This window comes from Vibrio satsumensis, from assembly GCF_050337435.1.
In the GTDB taxonomy this organism is placed as follows: Bacteria; Pseudomonadota; Gammaproteobacteria; order Enterobacterales; family Vibrionaceae; genus Vibrio; species Vibrio satsumensis.
The window spans coordinates 343,714-364,413 of sequence record NZ_JAKJSX010000005.1 but is presented as its reverse complement, the minus strand read 5'-3'; the positions used below and the strand labels follow the sequence as shown (position 1 = coordinate 364,413).

Genomic DNA, 20,700 nt, shown 5'->3' with positions numbered 1-20,700 from the left:
TGGGCTTCGTTTAAGTTATACGTCGGCTAACACGTTATCGCTGCTAGTTAAGCTTTGATAGTTTACTTGCCTTCTTTCTCTTGCTGTTCTCTTTTCTTCTTAGGAACGAAATTCAGCACTGAAATCGGTACTTCTTTACGCGGCTCGAAACCTTCCACTACACGACGCTCTATCAGGTGACCAAGGCGTTTTTCAATAATGCACAGGTTTTTGAAGTTGTCCTTTGATAGGAAAGAGATTGCTTCACCAGATGCATCAGCACGGCCAGTACGACCAATACGGTGAACGTAATCGTCTGCTGGGAAAGGCAGGTCATAGTTCACTACGCGGCTTAGGTTATCGATATCGATACCACGAGCAGCAACGCCAGTCGCTACCAAGTATTTTAGGCGACCTTTCTTGAAGTCAGCCAAGATCTTTTCACGGATCGCTTGGCTGCGTCCACTGTGGAAAGCTTCAGCTTGAATGCCACGTTTCTCTAGTTGAGCAACCAACTTAGCCGCACCGTGCTTGGTCTCGATAAAGATAAGCGCTTGATCCCAATTACCTTCGGTAATCATGTGGCTCAATAGTGCTGACTTACGGTCTTTATCTACTGTTACCAACCATTGCTCAATGTTCGCTTTAGACGCGTCAGTTTTGGCAATAGAAATTTCTTCTGCTTCGCTGATAGCACTTTTCGCTAACGCACGAACTGGCGTTGAAAGTGTTGCTGAGAACAGTAGGTTTTGGATGTCTTGTGGTAAACGCGCAATGATCTTGTTGATGTCTTCAATGAAACCCATGTCTAGCATGCGGTCTGCTTCATCAAGAACCAATACTTCAACTTCATCAAAGTGAACGGCACGTTGTCCGTACATGTCGATCAAACGGCCAGGTGTTGCAACCAGAATATCAACACCTTCAATCAGACGATCTTTCTGGTGCTGGTAAGACACGCCACCGTACATCGCTAATGATGTTAGGTTTAGGAACTTCGCGTACTTAGTGATGTTCTGTTCAACCTGAATAGCCAGCTCACGAGTAGGTGTCAGGATCACGGCGCGAATACGTTTTTTACGCTGCGTTTCACCTTTGCTTAGCATTTCTAAGATAGGGAGAACAAAGCTCGCAGTTTTACCTGTACCTGTTTGTGCTGCCGCAATAAGGTTCTTACCAGAAAGTACAATTGGAATTGCTTTTTCTTGAATCGAAGTTGGCTTTTCATAGCCTTGTTTTGCAACGGCTTTAACAATAGGTGAGCTTAATCCAAGCTTGGAAAATGGCATAAGTTTCTCGGTATGATTTGGCTAAATAGCGATGGAAAGGTTCAATAATCTTATACAAGGATAAGATTAATGGCGGCATTCTACCATGTTGCTTGTGTACCGCTAGTAACATCCACACTTTAGTTGGATAATACCGCCTCAATAAGACGACGATAAGACAGGGAAGTATGGAAATTACGCCGAATGAACGCGAAGCAGTATATAAAACGATTTTTTCTCGCCGAGATGTTCGTGGACAGTTTCTCCCTGATGAGATCCCAGAAGACGTTCTGATGCGTGTGTTAACCGCCGCGCACCATGCGCCTAGTGTCGGTTTTATGCAGCCTTGGGACTTTGTCATTGTTCGTGATATCGAAACTAAGCAACAAATTAAAGCGGGCTTCAATCAAGCGCATGCTGAATCGGCAGAAATGTTTACCGATGAAAAACAGGCGATGTATAAACGCTTAAAGTTGGAAGGTATCGTTGAATCACCTATCGGTATCTGTGTAACTTGCGACCGTAATCGAACCGGAAAGGTTGTGCTAGGTAGAACCATCAAACAAGAGATGGACTTATACAGCACAGTCTGTGCGGTTCAAAACTTGTGGCTGGCGGCAAGGGCAGAAAATCTAGGGTTAGGTTGGGTGAGTATTCTCCACGATTCAGTACTGCGAGACGCACTCGATATCCCGGAAAACATCGATATTGTGGCCTACCTGTGTATTGGCTACGTTGATCATTTCAAAGATAAACCAGAACTTGAAACCATAGGGTGGCTACCAAGAAGAGACGTCAACTCAGCGATTCATGAAGGCAAGTGGAATGCAGAGCAAATAACGAATTCAGTGGAGGATTAATCTCCCATTTATTTTTATCACTGAATATGAACCATCATTGATTATTTTGTTTGCTAAAAGAGGTGTTTATAAATTAAGTTGGATCTTGATATTATTTATATCAACAGTTTCATAAAGCATATTCCAACTTGAACGAGTAAATAGACCTCCCATTTGGGTTACAGCTATTTTCGTTCCTCTAGACGCTTAATTCGGATATCCATTGAACGACGCTAACTTACGTAGACTTCAGCAGCTTATTGCAAAGTATGAATTAGGTGAAGAGTATCACCTAACGATCGATGCTCTAGAACACTCGCTATCGACTTCTCGTAGAAACACTTCGATCATTCTTAAATGCTTATCGAAATGTCGCTGGATTTGTTGGATTCCTTCTAAAGGAAGAGGGAAGCTTAGCCAATTTAGAATTTTGGTCAGCTTCCCCGAAGCGTTAGAACAAGTGTTAGCGCTTCAGTTAGAACAGGGGTGCTTTAACGTTATTCCCCGTCTTCTAGAAAGCTATGGTGATGCGGCAATAAAGGCACTGACGCTAGCGACTGAAAAACATAGTCTGTTCAATCAACAACATGATCATTTGCTGATCACTCAATATCCGTGGGTCGATAACCTTGAGCCAGCAAAAACATACCGAACTGCCGAACATCACATCTTAAGGAGTCTCTACAATACGTTACTCGTCCAAGATCATGAAGGAAATCCCCAAGCGAGCCTCGCGCACCATTGGGAGATGGAAGGGCGCTTTCTGCATTTTTGGTTGAGACCGAATGTGTTATTCCATGACGGTGAAAATTTAACGGCCAAAGATGTTGCTCAATGTTTGTTGCAGCTAAAAAATATCGAAGGGCCAGTACAGTCTTTATTTGATCAGGTCAGTGATGTTCAAGTTGTGGGTGATAAACAACTGATTATTGAGCTGACACACGCAAACCCGATGTTTATCTATGCGCTGTGTAGTGCACACGCGTCTATTTACCGTCGTAAGCGTAGCTATTTTGCTAGTGGACGCAGTGCCTATATCGGAACCGGCCCTTTCTCATTAGATGATTGGAGCGAAGAGCGCTTGGTTCTTAAACGTCACCGAGGTTACTTTGCTCAAAGTGCCTTGTTAGAACAGATAACGCTCACCGACATCGAAGGCTTAAATGATCATACCCTGAGTTTCAATAAACCGGGCATTGCGGAAGAAACTATGATTAATGCACTTTCGTATCTTGCGGTTAATCGTAGAGAAAACTCAGGCATTACCCCCGAAGACTTAGACAGCTTGGTATCATTTATCAAATCCAGTAGTAAGGAGTTTGATGCCGATATGGTGACGGATGACTTATCTTTCTCGCTTAGTGAACTAACCTGCAGTAATCCCATTCCTGTTTTGATGGGGAGGGTTGTTTTAACTCGACCTAAAATGACGATTCCTTTGCTTCAAGATATGGCAGACTGGCTTGAGCAAACTATCGCGAAGACAGGCGTGACTATTGAAGTCATTGAACTTCCTAATATTAGTGATCCTAGCTTAATGAGTGAGTCGGCAGACTTGTTGTTTATCGAAGAGATTATTGAACAGCCAAAAGAGTACGGTCTTTATGATTGGTTGCTTGCCTCGTCTGGACTCAGATTTATTTTTAACAGTGCTCAGATGAAGGCGCATTGTGAGAGAGTTCGCTCTGCTGTAAGTAGTGATAGTCCAATTGACGAGTTGAGACAAATTGAACAGTCGCTCTATCAACAGAAGTTACTTTGCCCGTTATTTCACGGTAAAGAGAAGGTATCTAACAGTGTTGAAGTTCATGGTGTAGAGATAAATCAAACTGGCTATAGTGATTTTTATAAGCTTTGGATATCTTCAAGCGAGGGGTAATTAATCCACCTTTGAGTTTATGTCTTTCCCCCCTAATTTCTCGCTCATAATGAAAACATGCATGAATTGCCTATCACCCTTTCATGTTTCTTTTGAACACCAATCGTTACTATGACTCAGCATGACTATCAAAGTCATTCTCGGTCATCCCCCAATGACACCCCTACTCATAAATCTATTTCATTAGGATCTAATCGAATGAAACTTAAGCTTATTTCTATCGCACTTATCGCTGGTGGCCTCACGGCTTGTGGCGGAGGTGGCGGTGGTAGCAGCAGTAACAATACGCCAGCACCTCAAACGAAAACCTTACAAGGTGTGGCTATCGATGGTTATATCTCAGGGGCGACTGCGTTTTTAGACATCAACTATAACGGTGTGTTAGATGAAGGTGAGCCTAGTAGTATCACGGACGATGAAGGGAGCTATGAACTATCTTTAACGGGCTCTAATTCAGACTGTATGGATTATGCCCCAATCGTAGTAAATGTGCCTGTCGGCGCCATTGATGCGGATAACCCCAACACGCCGATTACTGAACCTTATCAGCTAGTATTTCCGCCTGTCATGACGGTAAGTTCCGATCAAGAAATTAAGTCTACAACACCACTGACAACCGTTCTATGGAATGAAATTCAAGCCGACTTGTATAAAGGTGGCTTAAACAGTTGCTCTGCCTTAAAGCAAGCCGTGAACACCCAAAATAGCGTTATCCAAAATGTGAAAGAGCATGACTTCCGAATTGCGAACCGATACAACATCGCAGTGGAAGATTTGTATGGTGATTTCGTTAAGAATCAAAATACCGAGCTCTATGAGTTAGCGCAGAAAATGATGCCAGCTATTAAAAAGTCGTATCAAGAGACGAAAGATATTCAAAAAGAGAACCCAAAAGCTCAGCAAGCTTATGTTGATTATTACTGGGAGCATTGGGATTACACTAAGAAGAACGAAATTAATAAGTGGTATAAAGTTAAAACAGTGATGACTGCTGACAAGCTGATTGTTATTGAACATGAAGTGTCCGCTGATTTGCAGACCGAACTGGCGTTAAATAAGCATATTGAGCGTAATAGCCAAAAGAAAAATGGTTTGGAATATGACAAAGAAGCTTGGTTCTCATTGGATAGTGATGGAACGGAATATTCATGTTCGGTGCAAGAGACGATCAAGCAACAGGTTTTGCCTAACTCACTCGCGACCTTTGGTGTGTTGAACCGTGGTTGGTCTAAACAACCTGATTGGGACAGTTGTTCACGTCAAAATGTCGGTGCTGGATTCATGCAAACCTTGTCGGCAGATCTTGTCGGTGACTACAAAGATCAGTTTACCCAAGTACAAGCGAAATTTAATTTTGAGAATAACGCACCACATCCAGAGTGGGTTAATCTAGGCGATTCATTGGATAGTGTGTCGCGCAGCGACTTTGATGCGCTCAACTACCTATCGGTAGATTTTAATGACAACAGTTCCTATGGATCTGACAGCTGGAACAGACATAAGTATGCGTACATTGAAAATACGCCGTTTGATTATACTCAAACGATAACGTCTAGATATTCTCAAGGTAACTGGACTAAAGGTTATTACTACCAAAATGGCACAAGTCGATTTGAGTGTTCAGATGATGGTGTGAACTGGTCAAAAGAGACTTGTAAGTAACGCTGACGAAGTTGTGACTTAATAACTCTAGATACCTTAATGCAATAAAAAATCCAGTGTCTATAAGACACTGGATTTTAGTTTTGCTGACCGTTATATGGCTTCGTTTTATTGAAAGCGCTTAAGCTATCTCTATTTTCTCAGCTTGGTTCTGCTCTACCATTGATAGCGCTAGCGCTTCTGCAGCCTTAATACCATCGATACCAGCAGACAGGATACCGCCTGCGTAGCCTGCACCTTCACCTGCAGGGAAGAAGCCCTTAAGGTTGATGCTTTGGAAGTCTTTGCCACGTTTGATACATACAGGAGAAGACGTGCGAGTTTCAACACCGGTTAGTAGGCCGTCTGGCGTAGAGAAACCTTTGATCTTCTTCTCGAACGCAGGGATTGCTTCACGAATCGCTTCGATAGCAAAATCAGGCAGCGCTTTTGAAATATCAGTCAGGTGGATACCCGGTGTGAACGACGGTTGTACTTCACCGATTGCACTTGGATCGCGACCTTTCAAGAAGTCACCGATTTTCTGAGCAGGGGCATCGTAGTTTTCGCCACCAAGAACGTAAGCTCCGCTTTCTAGTTCACGTTGTAAACGGATACCAGCCAAAGCATCACCTGGGTAATCGCGTTCTGGGTCGATACCAACAACGATTGCGCTGTTTGCGTTACGTTCTGCACGAGAGTATTGGCTCATGCCGTTAGTTACTACGCGGCCTTCTTCAGACGTTGCAGCTACTACAGTACCACCTGGGCACATACAGAAGCTGTATACAGTGCGGCCATTCTTACAGTGGTGAACCAGTTTGTAGTCTGCGGCACCTAGAATTGGGTTGCCTGCGTTCTTACCGAAACGAGCTTCATCGATCATCGATTGCTTGTGTTCGATGCGGAAACCAACAGAGAAAGGCTTCGCTTCCATGTAAACGCCACGATCGTACAGCATTTCAAACGTATCTCGGGCACTGTGACCAACAGCCAGTACAACGTGGCGAGATTTGATCTCTTCACCGTTAGAAAGCGTTAAGCCAGTGATTTGCCCATCTTCCATATGAAGGTCATCTACGCGAGTGCTGAAGCGAATTTCGCCACCTAACTCGATAATAGATGCACGCATTTTCTCGATCATGGTAACCAGTTTGAAGGTACCGATGTGCGGCTTACTTACGTATAGGATCTCTTCTGGTGCACCAGCTGCAACGAACTCTTCGATTACTTTACGGCCGTAGTGTTTTGGATCTTTCACTTGGCTGTAAAGCTTACCGTCAGAGAAGGTACCTGCGCCGCCTTCACCAAACTGAACGTTTGATTCTGTGTTCAGTGTGCGCTTACGCCAGAAACCAAAGGTATCTTTAGTACGTTCACGAACTTCTTTACCACGCTCAACGATGATTGGGTTGAAGCCCATTTGAGCAAGCACTAGGCCAGCGAACAAACCACAAGGGCCAAAGCCGATAACCACAGGGCGTTCAGTTTGGTTTTCAACGGCTTTAGCAACAAACTTGTACTCCATATCAGGAGTTACTTTTACGTGCGGGTCGCTGATGAATTGTTCCAACAACTCAACTTCGTTTTCAACGAGAACGTCAAGCGTGTAGATAAGTAAGATCTTTGATTTCTTACGAGCATCGTAGCCACGTTTAAAGATATTAAAAGAGAGTACCTGATCAGAGTTAATACCAAGTTTCGCTTCAATAGCGTCTTGAATAGCAGACTCTTCATGGTCTAGTGGGAGTTTAATTTCGGTTAAACGTATCATTTCGATGTCTCGTTTTTATAGGTGTCTTAGCTAGTTCGTTTCTTTATACAGAGTTTGATGAAAACGCTGATGTTGAAAGAAGCGATAAGCTCACAATGGCGCGCATTTTACGAGAAATTGATTTATCTGTCATACTAATTTGGAAACATGGAGCAAATAGACACGATATTAGAGCCGTATGATGTTGAATTTTGCTTTGGGATGAGTATTATCCCCATTCTTCAATTTTGACTAACTTATAGAGCAGAGCATCATGGCATTTGTCGTAGGCGATAATTGTATTCAATGTAAATACACAGACTGTGTGGCAGTGTGCCCCGCAGATGCGTTCCATGAAGGCCCAAATTTCATGGTAATCAACCCAATCGAATGTATTGATTGTGGTTTATGTGTACCTGAATGTGATGCTCAAGCGATCTTCCAAGAAGATGAGCTACCAGAAGATCAAAAAATCTTTATCGAAGTGAACGCAGAGCTTGCCGAAATCTGGCCGGTACAAACGGAAGTAAAAGCACCAATGGATGACGCTGAGAAGTGGAATGGTGTCGCTGATAAGTTGGCAATGCTAGAAAAGTAATTGTTGAAAAGAACTTAAATAAAAAGGCGTACTGATTTAATCAATACGCCTTTTTTAATATTTGAACATTGTCGACTGGATCGTTAGCTTATGAGACCTAGCTGTGCTGACGACGCATGTTGTCGAGAATGATGCCAGTCGCCATTGCAACGTTCAAAGACTCTGCGCCACCGAATGCTGGAATCGTAATCTTATCTGTCACGTATTTAGCGGCGTGTTCACGAATACCGTGAGACTCGCTGCCCATCAGCAAAATGCCATTTGCAGTGAAGTCAGTCTTATGAACACTTTCGCCTTCCAAAAATGCACCGTAAACCGGTAGATTCGCTTGCTCTAAGTAAGCTGGTAAGTCAGTTTGACTTACGTGTACTCGGCCAAAGCTGCCCATAGTCGCGCTGATAGTTTTAGGGTTGTATGGGTCTGCGCAATCACTGCTCGCAACGATATGCTTGATGCCATACCAGTCTGCTACGCGAATAATCGTACCTAGGTTGCCAGGGTCTGAAACGCCATCAAGTGCAATCATCAGTCCTGTCGCTTCTGGTAGTTCAAACGTTGGGATCTCAACAACCGCAATCGCTGCATTGTTACTTACCAAAGTGCTCGCTTTGGTTAGGTCATCCAGTGAGGCTTCAACACAATCAAACTCAATCAGTGATGCGTGATTTTCAGATAAGAAATCAGCGGTAGCAAAGACGTTCTTCACGACTAAGTCACTATTGAACAGCTCAAGAACGTTCTTTTCACCTTGAACTAGAAATAGGCCGTGGGCTTTACGTTGTTTCTTTTGGCCCAAAGCACGAAGGAGTTTTAATTGGTTTTTTGAAATCATGTTTTTATCCTAGATATAAGCTCGCGCATTATAGAGCAAAGGTTGGGTAACCAAAAGCGTGATGACTCAATGCGATCCACATAAAAAGCAAAAGCAACTCACTTAAAAAAGAAAAACGCACTAAATAGCGCGCTCTTATGGGGATTTACTTACCTAAGTCTCGCTGAACTGACAGCTTAATACGGAGCAGGATAGCGCTTAAAGATGGTATTGATATCGGTAAGGATCTCTTTTGATAACGGTTTACTGAAAGCGGCAACGTTCTCTTTTAGCTGCTCCATAGTGGTTGCACCAATGATGGTGGACGTCACCCCATCAACTTGATTACACCAAGCCAATGCCAGTTGGCTCGGAGTAAATCCATGAGCATTCGCCACTTCAACATAGCCTTTCACCGCTTCATTGGCAGACTCGGTGTCGCGGAAAATGCCTTTACGTTGCATGTAAGTCCAACGGCTGCCTTCCGGTCTTGCGCCATCGATGTACTTTCCACTCAACATGCCTGCAGCCAAAGGCGACCATGGTAGGTAAGCGACATCTTCATGCACACAATTTTCAATCAGATATGGCCAGTCTTTTGCGTGCAGCAAGCTAAATTCATTCTGAATCGAAACCATACGTGGCAAATCGTGTTTTTCGCTCAGCTTGAGGTAAGTGTTAATGCCCCAAGTGGAATCATCTGAAAGCCCAACATGGCGGATTTTACCCGCCTTAATGCAGCTTGCCAGTGCTTGTAGAATTTCCAACATCTCAGCTTCATGCTGTTTTCGGTCAATATCACTGAATCGAATGTGATTTGGGAAATGTTTACCAAAGTGTGGCGTTGTGCGATTTGGCCAATGAAGTTGGTAAAGGTCGATATAGTCTGTTTGTAGGCGTTTTAATGATGCATCAACTGCTGCGATCACCGCTTCACCGGTTATAGGGCCACCATCTCGAACCCAAGGTAGTCCTGGCCCCGCAATTTTGCTCGCAATGATCAACTCTTGGCGACGCTGTGGATTACGAGACAACCAGTTGCCGATAATTGCTTCTGTTTTGCCGTAGGTATCTGGAGAAGGTGGAACCGCGTACATTTCTGCTGTATCGATAAAGTTAATACCTTGGCTTAATGCGTATTCGATCTGTTGGTCGGCTTGCTGTTGCGTATTTTGCAGCCCCCAAGTCATGCTACCAAGACAGATACGGGAAACGGGAATTTGACTACTTCCTAGTTTTGAATATTCCATTGAATTCGGGATTCCTGTGGTTAAGTTCTCTGGTACTCGCATAAAAGTATTTGAAAAGAGGGCGAGTGAGGAATGAAAACGAATATGAATTATTAGCACAAAATGGCACGACAAGGTATGGCTTGGGGAAGTTTAATGAGTCATTTCTCAGCGTGTGAACTGAGATGGCGATGTAATCGAGTAGCTATAGATACAGGTATAGGCGAAGGTCGGAAAGTAAAAGAGTGCTGATAGGCTGACGCCTGAATAGGGCAAATTGGAAATAGAGAAAGGTCTAAAGACAAAGAGCTCGACATCATAGAGAAGTAGAGCTCTTTATTAGGGGTTCTATAAATACGTTCTGAGTATTATCAAGTTACGAGGTCGCGTTGGTATCGAACCCACCCTGGGTCTGCGCCTGTCTTAGAGCTTCCTGCCTTTGAACTTCTTTCTCAGTTAATACTGGTTGAAGTGTTTCCTCAGAGGCTTGAGGAGAGAAAATGAAATATTTATTAATCGTCATAACAGTGTCTCCGTGTAACGTATGACAGATTTTGCATCAAGGATAAACTGTGATCATCATCCACTTTGTACTTTTTTTGGGCTGAGAGCGAAGGGCGTAGAATGCGTACAAAGCGATCGCTTATCATCCGTATGCAATATTGGAACTGACGAAACCCTCTGTTTTTAAGTATAGGAAGCTCCTCTAATTTCGTACAATAATGATTTAGAGCAATTACATAGATGGTCAGGGGCGTAAGATGAAAAACCTCGCTGCTGACTCTGTGTTCGTATTTTTCTAAAAATACATCATTTATTTACGTTAATAATTAAGTCAGTAAATCAATTACTTAATCCATGGTGAGATAAATTATGGAAAAGCTTGTAGAACGTTTTCTGAATTACGTTACTTTTGATACCAAATCCGATCCTTCTAATCAGCAATGCCCAAGTTCACCGGGTCAAATTACCTTTGCTGAAGCCTTAAAGTTAGAATTGGTTGCATTAGACTTAGTTGATGTGTCTTTAGATGAAAATGGGTATTTGATGGCGAAGCTGCCTTCTAATGTTGATTATCCTGTGCCGGCTATTGGTTTTGTGGCGCACATGGATACCGCTCCTGATGCATCAGGTGCCAACGTGAAACCACAAGTGATTAAAGATTACCGAGGTGGAACGATTGAATTAGGTGAAAGTGGCGAGAGTTTGAACCCAAGCCAATACCCAGACCTGGATAGTTTGCATGGTCATGATCTTATCACTACTGATGGCACGACTCTGCTTGGTGCCGACAACAAAGCGGGCATCGCTGAAATCATCAGCGCGATTGCTTACCTGAAAGCGAATCCTGACATCAAACACGGCGATATTTGTATTGGTTTTACGCCAGATGAAGAGATTGGGCGTGGTGCGAACCTGTTTGATGTTGAGAAGTTTGGTGCTGAATGGGCGTATACCATTGATGGCGGCCCAGTCGGTGAGTTGGAGTTTGAGAACTTTAATGCCACAAGTGCTGATGTTATCTGCCACGGCGTAAACGTTCACCCAGGTACCGCAAAAGGTAAAATGGTGAACTCGATGAACATTGCGGCGCAATTCCAATTGATGATGCCAGCGCAAGAAACACCTGAATGCACAGAAGGCTATGAAGGTTTCTACCACCTGAAATCGGCTGAAATGGGTGTCGCTCGCTCTGAATTGGGTTATATCATCCGTGATTTTGAGCGTGAAGGCGTAGAAGCACGTAAAGCATTCATGCAGCAAAAAGTGGATGAATTGAATGAGCGCTTAGAGAAAGGCCATGTTGAGTTGGTACTGACTGATAGTTACTTCAACATGAAAGAGATGGTTGAACCTCATCAGCACATTATTGAGTTGGCGAAGCAAGCGATGATTGAGTGCGACGTTGAGCCTATGATCAAACCGATCCGAGGTGGTACTGACGGCGCTCGCTTATCTTTCATGGGACTACCGTGTCCGAATATCTTTACTGGTGGCTACAACTTCCACGGTATTCATGAGTTCATTACCATTCAAGGCATGGAGCAAGCGGTAAAAGTAATTGTCGAATTGTCTCAACGTACGGCAACTCATTACCAAAAATAGAACATCAGAGCGTTATATCTCTTTGTATTTTTGAGAGTATTCAATAATACTCTCTTTAAGCATAAGGGAGTACGCGATGAAAAAGTTAGTTTTACTTTGCACCCACTTAGCCGTGGGTGCTGTTGGTTTTGGGCTTGGTGTTTATGCGCTACCTATTTTGATTGAGCCTGATTCTCCTTCCTCAAGTTCTGTCGAAGCGATCAGTCAGCAGGCTATCTACACAGGTGAGTTTACCGAAGACCGAGAAGACAGTGATTTCTTGCATTGGGGAGAAGGCATCGTCTCTGTATCTGAAAGTGCGATTGCTTTTGAGGGCGAACTGGCGCCGGGACCAGACTACAAGGTCTACCTCTCGCCTAAGTTTATTGAAACCGAACAAGCTTTTAATGACAGTAAGAACGAGTTACTCAGAGTTGGAGATGTGAAAACATTCGACCGTTTTATGGTTGAGCTTCCTGAAGGTATTGATCTTAATCGATTTAATACCGTTGTGATTTGGTGTGAAACTTTTGGCCAATTTATTACTTCTGCCCAGATAAAATGATAGCCTTAGCTAGGCTGGTACCAGAATGAACACGAGCGCTCCGGAGTTGAGCGCTTTTTCATAGCTCTGATATTAGCGGCTTTCTTGTAAAGCTAATCGTTGTAAAGCTAACTGTTGTAATGCTAAGGATTAAGTAATGGAAAAAGTGTGGCAAGTAATAGATTTCCTACTCGCTCATAAGTTTATTTTTAGTGCGTTGATTATCACTATTATTTTGATCATTCGCCGAATCACCTTGTCTCAAATAAGAGGTGATGTTGCTTTCCTTAGCGAAGACCAACGTAACTGGATGTCACGAACCAAAAACGGCACATTCGCGATTATTGTTGTGACGTTATTTGTGTTGTGGAAATCCGAAATCAGTGAGTTTGCACTGTCAGTTACGGCCATAGCGGTTGCTATAGTCGTCGCATCTAAAGAGATCATATTGTGCTTCACAGGTTCTATTCAGCGTGCGAGTTCTCGTTCATTTAGAATTGGTGATTGGATTGAGGTGGGTAAAATCAGCGGTGAGGTGATTGAGCACAATTTGATGGCGACTGTGATTCAAGAAATAGATTTGTATCATGGGCAATATCACTTCACTGGCAAGACTGCCACGCTACCCAATAGCATGTTCTTCACTTATCCGGTAAAGAACCTCAACTTCATGAAGCGCTATGTTTACCATAACTTTGTTGTGACGGTGAAAGACTTTGTAAACCTATACCCTATGGTGCCGGGTCTTATTGTGAAAATTGAAGAGCATTGCGAAGAGTTTATCGATGTTGCCCGCCGTTATAACGGAGTGATCGAAAAGCACGCTGGTGTTGACCTTCCTGGTTCTGAGCCTCACATCCATATCACGAGCAGTTCGACGGGTGAGCAAGAAGTACATTTTATGATCTTCTGCCCGACCGAAAAAGCGATTCATTTAGAGCAAGACATTCGCAAGGACTTTATGGAAGCGTACGCGGAGGAGTTTCCAACGAGCTCTTAATTTGCTCATCGGTCTATTGCGACTAAGCTACAGCGTCCAAACTATAAGTCCAAAAAAGAAAGCCGAGAGCGATAATATCGACTCTCGGCTTTTTTGTTCTTGCTATCTAATAGCTTAATCTAGGTCAGCGAGTGGCAGCCAATCGACTTGCACGCCAGCTTGCTCAAACATATCTTGGCTAACTTTGATTTTATCACCCCAGCGAGAAAGGAAATCTTCACTTTGCTCTGGGCAATGTACTGCTGAAATTCCTGTTTGAATGATTTTTGCTGCACAGTTCGGACAAGGGAAGTGGGTTACCCATATTTCACAACTGTCCAAATCACGCTTAGCGAATAGAATCGCATTTTCTTCAGCGTGAAGTGTCTTTAGGTACTTCATCTCTCTGTCATCAGTATCCGCACTATCAGACACGCCATGTGGGTAGCCATTAAAGCCAACGGAAACAATACGGTTGTGCTTAGTGATTACGGCGCCGACTTGAGTTGAAGGATCTTTACTCCAAGAACCGACCAATTCCGCCATTTGATAGAAACGTTTAGCCCATTTTGAAATCATGAGAATTCCTTAACAATTAAATGTGAATGCTTATCTGTCTGACAATACATTATGTTAGACAATATCCATAGAGAACAAAAGCTGAGAGGTTGATTTACTTAGGAATTGTAGCGTGTTTGTAATCACTTTATAAGCACTTGGTTTCAATTAACATATTGATACACTTTGACTAGTTATAATTGATATTCCTCGGACAATGGTAACGAGTGTGTTACGTAAATTTTATGCTGTTCAAATACTAATAAGTGACGGTATAACCATGCGTAAAAAGTTGATCCTTACGGCTCTTGCAAGCTCTCTTATTCTTGCTGGATGTGGGCAAGATGCTCAAAATGCTAAGCAAGCGCCTTTACCTCTCGTAGCTGTACAGGATGTTAGCGTTGTTTCTCACCAGCAAAGTAAGTCGTACATCGGTCGTATTGAAGCCGTTGAAGACACGGCTATCACAGCGCAAGTTTCGGGCTATCTACAAAGCCGTCATTTCAATGAAGGTCAAATGGTCGAAAAGGGCCAGCTGCTATATTCCATTGAGCCATCTTCGTTTGAAGCTGAAGTTGCAAGCGCAAAAGCGTCTGTTGCTCAAGCAAACGCGAACCTTAAGAAAGCCGAGCTTGATTTTAACCGTGGTAAAAACCTACTTCCGAAAGGCAGTATTTCTCAATCAGAATTCGATGCATTAACGGCAAACTTATTAGGCTCTCAAGCACAGCTTGAAGCCAGCCAAGCTCAGTTAAACGCCGCGAATGTCCAACTTTCTCATACCAAAATTATCGCGCCTTTCTCTGGAAGAATCAGTGACACTAAAGTAAGTAAAGGTGATCTGGTTTCACCGTCTTCAGGTGTATTGACGACTTTGGTTAGCCTAGATCCAATTCATGCATCGTTCAGCATTAGTGAGCGTGAGCGTATTGAGCTGGGTATGGACCGTATTGAAGGTGACGGCAGCAGCGACTCTGCAGGTGTTGAAGTTCAGATTATGCTTGAGAATGGTGAAGCGTTTGAACACCTAGGTCAGCTCGATTTTTTGGGTAACCGTATCAATCTCAATACCGGTACGATCGCGATGCGCGCAATCGCTGATAATCCGAATCAACGATTACTTCCTGGTCAACACGTTCGTGTGGATCTACGTGAAAAGCAATCTATTGATGTTGTGACTATCCCACGCCGAGCAGTACAAACCGACCTAGAAGGTGACTTTGTGATGGTACTGGTTGAAGGTGAAGCGGCACCAGTTGCTGAGCGCAGAAACATCGAGATGGGTCGTCAGGTTGAAGGTGGTGTAATTGTTCATTCTGGATTAGAGAAGAACGACGCAGTCATCACTCAAGGCTTACAGCGTGTCCGTAATGGTATGTCCGTTCGCATTCAACCTTCTGCAGAACAAGCTGAGTAAGGGGGCTATTTATGTTGAGTCGTTTCTTTATTCAAAGGCCTAAGTTTGCCCTTGTTATATCCATCATATTAACGCTGGCGGGTGCGATTTCTCTCGCTATCTTGCCGGTGGCTGAATATCCAAAAATTAGCCCACCGTCGGTCAGTGTGTCTGCATTCTATACGGGCGCAAGTGCTGAAGTGGTGGAGCAGGCGATAGCCGACCCCATAGAAACGTCGGTTAACGGCGTAGAAGATATGATCTACATGTCCTCTAAAAGTGCTAACGATGGTTCATACAACCTTAACGTGACCTTTGATGTCGGTACTGATGCTGATATGGCTCAGGTCAACGTGCAGAACCGTGTTGCTCAGATCGAATCGAAACTTCCACAAGAAGTAAGAATGGTGGGTGTAACGGTCAAGAAGCGTTCTCCTGACTTGCTGATGGTATTGAACTTCTACTCGCCGAACGGAGAGTATGACGATCAATTCTTGATCAACTACGTGAACTTGAACATTAAAGACCAATTGGCCCGTGTAAAGGGTATCAGTGAAGTTAACGTATTGGGTGGTGGCGAATACGCGATGCGTGTTTGGTTAGACCCTGAGAAAATGGCTAACCTCAATATAACCACCTCTGATGTGAATCGCGCCTTGGCTGAACAGAACGTTCAGGTAGCGGCTGGTCGTATTGGTGCAGCACCTTACAACAACGCACAAGAAGTGCAGTTCAACTTGGTAACCAAAGGCCGACTAGAAACGGCTGATGAGTTTGAAAATGTTGTACTTCGTGCAAACCAAGATGGTTCAACGGTTTATTTAAAAGACGTTTCACGCGTTGAGCTTGGTAAAAAGTTCTACGATGGCAATGGTAAATACCGTGGTCAAGACGCTTCAATCGTAACGTTGTCACTTCAATCAGACGCTAACGCGCTGGAAAGTGGTAAAGCGGTGATGGCGATGCTGGATAATTTAGGCAAAAATTTCCCTGAAGGCGTTGCTTATGAGGCGAGTTATGACACGACACTCTTCGTTGCAGAGTCGATCAAAGGCGTAGTAAAAACGCTAATTGAAGCGATCTTACTGGTTATCGCGGTAACGTATCTGTTCTTAGGTAGTGCGCGTGCGACTTTGATTCCGGTGGTTGCGATTCCTGTATCTTTGATTGGTACTTTTGCGGTCATGCAGATGACAGGCTTTACCATCAACACGGTGACTCTATTTGGTTTGATATTGGCGATTGGTATCGTAGTAGATGATGCGATCTTGGTTATTGAAAACGTTGATACCACGATGGCCAAAGACCCAACGATCTCACCGCGTAAAGCAACGCTTATCGCAATGAAGGAAGTAACGGGTCCGATTGTTACTTCGACGTTGGTACTGTTAGCGGTATTCATTCCAGTAGCTATGCTGCCAGGTATTACCGGTATCATGTATCGTCAGTTTGCTCTAACTATCTGTATCGCTGTTGTTATCTCTTCTATTAATGCTCTAACACTGTCACCTGCATTGTGTTCATTAGTTCTTAAGCAGGGCGGTGGTAATACGGCTCGTTGGTACCAAGCGTTTAACCGTGGTCTTGAATCAGTAACCAACAAATACGGTCAAATTGCAGGCTTCCTTGTGAAAAAGGGTGTTCTGCTGTTTACCTTCTTCGTTGTGGCGCTAGCAGCGGTAACTTACTTCGCGAAAACCACGTCTACGGCGTTCGTACCTCAAGAAGATAAGGGTATTTTACTGGTTAACGTTCAACTTCCGGATGCGGCTTCACTGTCTCGTACCGAGGATGTGACGAAGCAGTTGCTAGAGATGGTTGAACAAGAGCCTGGCGTTGACGGTGTAACACTGGTTAACGGCTATGCATTCATGACGGGCGCTTCTGCTTCGAATGGTGCGTCGATGTTCATCAAGCTCCACGATTGGGAGATGCGTAACGCACTGGATGGTCAACATTCTGCGCAAGCAATTTCGCAACGTATTAATGGCCGAGCAGCCACTGAACTACCTCAAGCTATCGTGTTTGCAATGGGACCTCCAGCAGTACCAGGTATGGGTGCAGCGTCTGGATTTGAGTTTGTTCTAGAAGATACATTAGGTCGTAGCCGTACTGATCTAGCGATGGTTATGAATGACGTGATTGCTGAGGCCACTAAACAGCCTGAGATATCACATACCTTCAGTACCTTCCGTGCCAATGTACCTCACTACTATGTCGACATTGACCGTGAGAAAGCGCAGCAACTTGGTATTCCGTTGTCGGAAATCTTCCAAACATTACAAGGTAACCTAGGTTCTCTGTATGTGAATGATTTCACCATGTTTGGTAAGAACTTCCGTGTCACCATGCAAGCTGACAGTGAACACCGTAGCAGCATGGATGACCTACAACGATTCCACGTGCGTTCGTCTAATGGCGAGATGATCCCGTTAAGCACATTGGTGACTTACGACCAGATCTTCGAACCGGATGTCGCATGGCGTTACAACATGTACCGCAGTGCCGTGATTCAAGGCCAACCAGCGCCGGGTTACTCAAGTGGTGATGCGATCGCTGCAATGGAACGTGTAGCCGCTGAAGTGTTACCTCAGGGGTATCAGTACGAATGGACAGGTATGGCTTACCAAGAAGTACTCGCAGGCAACCAAGCGATCTTTGCGTTCGCATTGGCGCTGATCTTCATCTACTTGTTCATGGTGGCTCAATACGAGAGTTGGACTATACCGATTGCGATTATCCTAGTGGTACCTGTCGCAACATTAGGCTCCTTCTTGGCGTTGAACCTGACAGGCACACCACTGAATCTCTATGCGCAAATTGGTTTGGTCCTCTTGATAGCCTTGGCCGCGAAGAATGCAATCTTGATTGTGGAATTTGCTAAGGTGGAACGTGAAGAGAAAGACGCACCAATCGAAGATGCAGCAGTGAAGGGCGGTACGCTGCGTTTCCGTGCTGTGAACATGACGTCTTGGTCATTCATATTGGGTATCTTCCCACTTATCTTCGCTGCGGGCGCAGGTCACGTGAGCCAGAACTCTCTGGGTATTTCTCTGATTGGTGGTCTGCTATGTGTGTTGTTAGCGGGTACGTTCCTAATCCCTGGCTTCTATGCATTCGTACAGCGTAAGCGTGAGAAGGCACACGGTGGCAATACCAAGTTGATTCCACTGGATGACGAATAGGAACTGAATGTCTTGCATGATTAGTCCCTTACAAGAGTAACCCTTGGAAAATTAATTCCTTATAAAAACTGAGGCTTAGCGTTGCGCTAAGCCTTTCTTTATTCCACTAATGAATAAAATCGCTATTTATATAATCAAATGTTTATTATGTGATAGAGTTAACACTCTAATTTTGGTTTTGTAATAAAATGATGTTTTATTATTAAGTCTTTGTTTAATATGGAATTAACAAGGTTCAGCTAACGAGTGTATGCTCGAAAACATTTGCACAATAGTGTGAAGTGTTTCAAAATTACCTAGTTATATTGAAATTTTTTGTGCACTGAGGTTCTTATGAAAGTCATTGATTTATTTAAACACCGAGGCGATAGCATGTCTTCGCAACACTCAGAGTTTATGCAATGGATGTCTCCAGCTCTTAGAGATTACTGGGGTGACTTTCTAAATCGCACGCAAAATAGCCATTTCTTTGCGTGGGTTCGTGATCATCACAAACCTGCTGTAAATGAAGATGCACCAGAAATGCCAGTAGAACAACCTATCGTGTTAAAGCCAGAAGCACAGCTTGTGTTTGATGAGCTTAATCAGCAGATCGGTGAAATTATCCATACTGGTGACTGGATCAATGTCAGCCAAGACCGTATCAACCAGTTTGGTCTTGTTACTGAAGATATGCAGTGGATTCACACCGAGCCTGAAAAAGCAGAAACAGACTCTCCGTTCAAAACAACCATCGCACATGGTTTTTTAACTTTATCTCTGCTTCCTAGATTGACTGACAGTGTCGACCCTGACAAGTCTCAATTCCCAACGGCGAAGATGGTCGTAAACATTGGCCTTAACCAAGTGCGTTTTCCATATCCTGTTAAATCGGGCAGTAACGTTCGAGCTAAAAGCACGCTAACAAAAGTAACGCCAATTAAGAAAGGGCTAGAGATTGAACGCGAAATTCGCGTAGAAATCGAAGGTATTCGTCGTCCTGGCGCTGTGATCGTTTCGGTGATTCAACTTCACTTTTAAACGAACCATATAGATTCCAAAAAAGAGAGAGCTTAATGCTCTCTCTTTTTGTTTTCATAAGATAAAACTATCTCACTTATTTAATGCGAGTGTAACCGTACTCTTCGATAAGATCTTGCCCTTGCTTCGACTTCACGAACTTGATGAAGTCTTTGCTCTCGTCAGAAACAGAGTCTGTCTTATGCAGCAACAAGAATGGGCGAGCCAGTTCATAGCTGTGGTTTGCAATGTTCTTAGATGTCGGCTCTACGCCTTCAAATGTGATTGCCTTGATCGAATGATCGATAGAACCAACTGAGATAAAACCAATAGCATGCGGGTTATGGTTAACAATCGTCTTTACCATGCTGTTGCTGTTTACAACCAAGTTATTTGGGTTGATGTCCGACACTAGACGGTCGTTAATGATTTGGGTTAAACCAAGCAAGCTCTCAAAGCTGTAACGTGAACCAGAAGAAGCTTCACGAGTCACCACTGCAATAGGTTGATCCGCACCGCCTACTGCTTTCCAGTTTGTGATTTTGCCTTTGTAGATATCGAACAACTGTTCACGTGTAACGTTGCTTACACTGTTTGAACGATTGGTTACGACTGCTAGGCCGTCAAAGGCAATTGGGAATACCTTCAATTTCTCATCCTGCTCGCGGTCGGTTAAATAACGCGAGCTCATACCGATGTCAGCCACACCTTTATTAACCATGGTAATACCCGCTGTAGAACCAATGCCTTGAACCGCAATATAGTTATCAGGGTGAGTCTTGTTGTACTCCTCAGCTAATACATCCATCACACGTGATACAGAAGTGGAGCCCGAAATATTGGTTTCTTGTGCAAAAGCAGTGTGAGAAGACAGGGCTAAGGATAAAAGAGAGGCAAGCGCGACTCGTAACATAAACAACTCCTAGTTAATAACATTTGCGGCTATGATAGGTCGGT

17 protein-coding genes are annotated in these 20,700 nt (G+C 43.8%); 10 read left to right on the top strand and 7 right to left on the bottom strand.

Annotation, left to right across the window (positions count from 1 at the left end):
- Positions 1-62: 62 nt before the first annotated feature.
- Complete coding sequence (locus tag L4C44_RS07420; RefSeq protein ID WP_428804734.1) at positions 63-1,268, bottom strand: DEAD/DEAH box helicase; 1,206 nt, start codon at positions 1,266-1,268, stop codon at positions 63-65.
- 167 nt (positions 1,269-1,435) lie between these two features.
- Here L4C44_RS07420 and bluB point away from each other — a divergent pair, with 167 nt between their 5' ends.
- From bluB to L4C44_RS07405, 3 genes are all read left to right on the top strand, one after another.
- Positions 1,436-2,107, top strand: coding sequence for a 5,6-dimethylbenzimidazole synthase (gene bluB, locus L4C44_RS07415; RefSeq protein ID WP_428804733.1), 672 nt, complete (start codon positions 1,436-1,438; stop codon positions 2,105-2,107).
- A 202-nt stretch (positions 2,108-2,309) separates the two neighbouring features.
- The gene (locus L4C44_RS07410) at positions 2,310-3,965 is read left to right on the top strand and encodes an ABC transporter substrate-binding protein (RefSeq protein ID WP_428804732.1); all 1,656 of its coding nucleotides are present in this window, start codon (positions 2,310-2,312) and stop codon (positions 3,963-3,965) included.
- A gap of 198 nt (positions 3,966-4,163) precedes the next feature.
- The gene (locus tag L4C44_RS07405; RefSeq protein ID WP_428804731.1) at positions 4,164-5,627 is read left to right on the top strand and encodes a hypothetical protein; all 1,464 of its coding nucleotides are present in this window, start codon (positions 4,164-4,166) and stop codon (positions 5,625-5,627) included.
- A 121-nt stretch (positions 5,628-5,748) separates the two neighbouring features.
- Here the strand turns inward: L4C44_RS07405 and L4C44_RS07400 are convergent, their stop codons facing one another.
- A complete protein-coding gene (locus tag L4C44_RS07400; protein ID WP_146490870.1) occupies positions 5,749-7,380 on the bottom strand; it encodes an NAD(P)/FAD-dependent oxidoreductase in 1,632 nt (543 codons plus the stop codon).
- Positions 7,381-7,633: 253 nt separating this feature from the next.
- On the opposite strand from L4C44_RS07400, the gene fdxA reads away from it, so the two are divergent.
- On the top strand, positions 7,634-7,957 hold the full coding sequence (gene fdxA / locus L4C44_RS07395; protein ID WP_010431058.1) for a ferredoxin FdxA: 324 nt from the start codon (positions 7,634-7,636) through the stop codon (positions 7,955-7,957).
- 97 nt (positions 7,958-8,054) lie between these two features.
- Here the strand turns inward: fdxA and L4C44_RS07390 are convergent, their stop codons facing one another.
- The 3 genes from L4C44_RS07390 to L4C44_RS07380 all read right to left on the bottom strand — a co-directional run bounded on the left by L4C44_RS07390 (position 8,055) and on the right by L4C44_RS07380 (position 10,520).
- Positions 8,055-8,789 carry an RNA methyltransferase gene (locus L4C44_RS07390; protein ID WP_065584752.1) on the bottom strand — a complete coding sequence of 245 codons (735 nt, stop codon included), beginning with the start codon at positions 8,787-8,789 and terminating at the stop codon, positions 8,055-8,057.
- A 176-nt stretch (positions 8,790-8,965) separates the two neighbouring features.
- Complete coding sequence (locus L4C44_RS07385) at positions 8,966-10,018, bottom strand: aldo/keto reductase (protein WP_146490869.1); 1,053 nt, start codon at positions 10,016-10,018, stop codon at positions 8,966-8,968.
- A gap of 355 nt (positions 10,019-10,373) precedes the next feature.
- Positions 10,374-10,520 (bottom strand): hypothetical protein, encoded by a 147-nt coding sequence (locus L4C44_RS07380; RefSeq protein ID WP_179946887.1) that lies wholly within the window; start codon positions 10,518-10,520, stop codon positions 10,374-10,376.
- A gap of 350 nt (positions 10,521-10,870) precedes the next feature.
- Here L4C44_RS07380 and pepT point away from each other — a divergent pair, with 350 nt between their 5' ends.
- The 3 genes from pepT (at position 10,871) to L4C44_RS07365 (ending at position 13,626) form a co-directional block, all read left to right on the top strand.
- On the top strand, positions 10,871-12,103 hold the full coding sequence (pepT, locus tag L4C44_RS07375; protein WP_146490868.1) for a peptidase T: 1,233 nt from the start codon (positions 10,871-10,873) through the stop codon (positions 12,101-12,103).
- Between the two features lie 76 nt (positions 12,104-12,179).
- The gene (locus L4C44_RS07370; RefSeq protein WP_428804730.1) at positions 12,180-12,647 is read left to right on the top strand and encodes a DM13 domain-containing protein; all 468 of its coding nucleotides are present in this window, start codon (positions 12,180-12,182) and stop codon (positions 12,645-12,647) included.
- A gap of 136 nt (positions 12,648-12,783) precedes the next feature.
- A complete protein-coding gene (locus L4C44_RS07365) occupies positions 12,784-13,626 on the top strand; it encodes a mechanosensitive ion channel family protein (protein WP_372384874.1) in 843 nt (280 codons plus the stop codon).
- Positions 13,627-13,740: 114 nt separating this feature from the next.
- Here the strand turns inward: L4C44_RS07365 and L4C44_RS07360 are convergent, their stop codons facing one another.
- Positions 13,741-14,184 carry a dCMP deaminase family protein gene (locus L4C44_RS07360; protein ID WP_004737813.1) on the bottom strand — a complete coding sequence of 148 codons (444 nt, stop codon included), beginning with the start codon at positions 14,182-14,184 and terminating at the stop codon, positions 13,741-13,743.
- Positions 14,185-14,443: 259 nt separating this feature from the next.
- Between L4C44_RS07360 and L4C44_RS07355 the strand changes: the two genes are divergently transcribed.
- The 3 genes from L4C44_RS07355 to L4C44_RS07345 all read left to right on the top strand — a co-directional run bounded on the left by L4C44_RS07355 (position 14,444) and on the right by L4C44_RS07345 (position 19,764).
- The gene (locus tag L4C44_RS07355) at positions 14,444-15,580 is read left to right on the top strand and encodes an efflux RND transporter periplasmic adaptor subunit (RefSeq protein WP_146490866.1); all 1,137 of its coding nucleotides are present in this window, start codon (positions 14,444-14,446) and stop codon (positions 15,578-15,580) included.
- Positions 15,581-15,591: 11 nt separating this feature from the next.
- On the top strand, positions 15,592-18,744 hold the full coding sequence (locus L4C44_RS07350) for an efflux RND transporter permease subunit (protein WP_285953739.1): 3,153 nt from the start codon (positions 15,592-15,594) through the stop codon (positions 18,742-18,744).
- Between the two features lie 333 nt (positions 18,745-19,077).
- A complete protein-coding gene (locus L4C44_RS07345) occupies positions 19,078-19,764 on the top strand; it encodes a MaoC family dehydratase (protein WP_285953738.1) in 687 nt (228 codons plus the stop codon).
- Between the two features lie 76 nt (positions 19,765-19,840).
- Here L4C44_RS07345 and L4C44_RS07340 read toward each other — a convergent pair whose 3' ends face one another.
- Entirely contained in the window at positions 19,841-20,656 is an 816-nt protein-coding gene (locus L4C44_RS07340; RefSeq protein ID WP_428804729.1) for a phosphate ABC transporter substrate-binding protein, read from the bottom strand.
- Positions 20,657-20,700: the final 44 nt, after the last annotated feature.